The 1,642-nt window shown below is 66.4% G+C and carries 2 protein-coding genes; one reads left to right on the top strand and one right to left on the bottom strand.

Going from position 1 to position 1,642, the window contains the following annotated elements:
• On the top strand, positions 1–285 hold a 285-nt coding region (locus AC1DIW_RS21795), incomplete at its 5' end, for an integrase core domain-containing protein (protein WP_478110907.1).
• 213 nt (positions 286–498) lie between these two features.
• Here AC1DIW_RS21795 and AC1DIW_RS21800 read toward each other — a convergent pair.
• Entirely contained in the window at positions 499–876 is a 378-nt protein-coding gene (locus AC1DIW_RS21800) for a VOC family protein (RefSeq protein ID WP_478110909.1), read from the bottom strand.
• Positions 877–1,642: the final 766 nt, after the last annotated feature.

Here is a 1,642-nt window from a genome sequence, read left to right on the forward strand (position 1 = left end):
GGGTCGGCCTACCGGTCGTTCCTGTGGCGCGACACCTGCGCCGAGCTCGGCATCACGCCCAAGCGAACCCGGCCGTACCGGCCGCAGACCAACGGCAAGATCGAGCGCTTCCACCGCACCCTGGCCGACGGGTGGGCCTACGCCCGGCACTACGACAGCGAAGCAGCCAGACGAGCAGCCCTGCCTGCCTGGCTACACGCCTACAATCACCACCGGCCCCACTCGGCCTGCGGGAACCAACCGCCCATCAACCGGTTGACCAACGTCCCCGGTCAGTACATCTAGCGGACGCTTTGAGGCCGGCCACTCCCCTGCCTGGCCCTATCTAGAGGGGCTTCAGGCGAGTCTCAAGATCAACAGCGACGGGGGTGCCCGACTCTGATCCGCGCGCCGCTCCGAGCCTCCCCTCCCGCGGGCGAAGTTTCACCCACATGCCGATGAGCGAACGGCGGCCGCTGCTGACTGCGCGGACGCAGAGCCGCGAAGGTCCCCGGTCCCTCAGTCCAGACAGAACTCGTTACCCTCGACGTCCCGCATGACGATGCACGAGTTGATGCCGTCGTACAGCAGCTCCACACGTTCTGCGCCGAGCGGTAGGAGGCGTGAGCACTCCGCCTCGAGTGCTGCCAGGCGCTCTTCGCCGATGAGCCCGGTGCCGACCCGAACGTCGAGGTGCACACGATTCTTGACGACCTTGCCCTCCGGCACGCGTTGGAAGTACAGGCGCGGCCCCGCGCCCATGGGGTGCATGGCCGCCGCCGACCCGTCCTCGTCGTCGTACTCGGCCTGGTAGCCCAGCGTCTCCGCCCAGAAGCGGGCGACTCGCCCGGGCTCCGCGCAGTCGAAGGTAACCTGAACTTGCTTGACCGATGACATGAGCCCCAACCGTAGGGGCGCGTACTGCACGCCGCGACTGCGTTTTCGATCATCGCGGCTTACGGCCATCCGCTCTTGCCGCGGTTAGCGTGCTCGCGCCGGCGTGAGGACGACGGGTCCGGATAGCGGCGGCGAACAAGCATTGTCGAAGCCGTGGTCCCACAAGAGGCCCTTCACGCCGTCAGTAGGGCAGCATGCCCTCATGCACCGCGGATCACGCCGGGCCTACCTATGGAATGTCGCAGTCCCTGCGGCGGTGGTCCTTGGAAGCACTGTTCTGCTGATTACGTCCGGTGAGACGGGGGCAAGCCCATGGCTGGCCGTCTCCTTCATCTTCGTGGGCATCTTGACGGCTATCGGCGGCTTCCTACGAATCCGGGGCGAGCGGTGCCCAGACGGCCAGTCCCGGACGTCCTCGGATGGCCCGGCAGCCGACGAGTCTGAGCGACGGCCCGAGACACCGCGCTGAGGACGGCTACGGTCGTCCGGATTTGCCGCGATCCGTCGGTGTGGAACAGTCTGAGTTGTCGTGCATGCTTGCGGCGTGGACGCCGACGAGATCAAGCAGGCACTAGACGAGGTCTTCGACCAAGCGATCGTCTTTCATGGCTTCACGGACTGTCCCGTTCCGGGTCTGATGGAGGCTCTCATTCCACGGAAGGATGAGAGTTATGGGAGCACCGAGGAAGTACCCGGAGGAGCTTCGGGAGCGAGCGATCAGGATGGCCGTCGAGCTGCGGYGTGACCCGGACACGCGTTCCGGGGC

Source organism: Terrabacter sp. 01T434 (assembly GCF_056398545.1).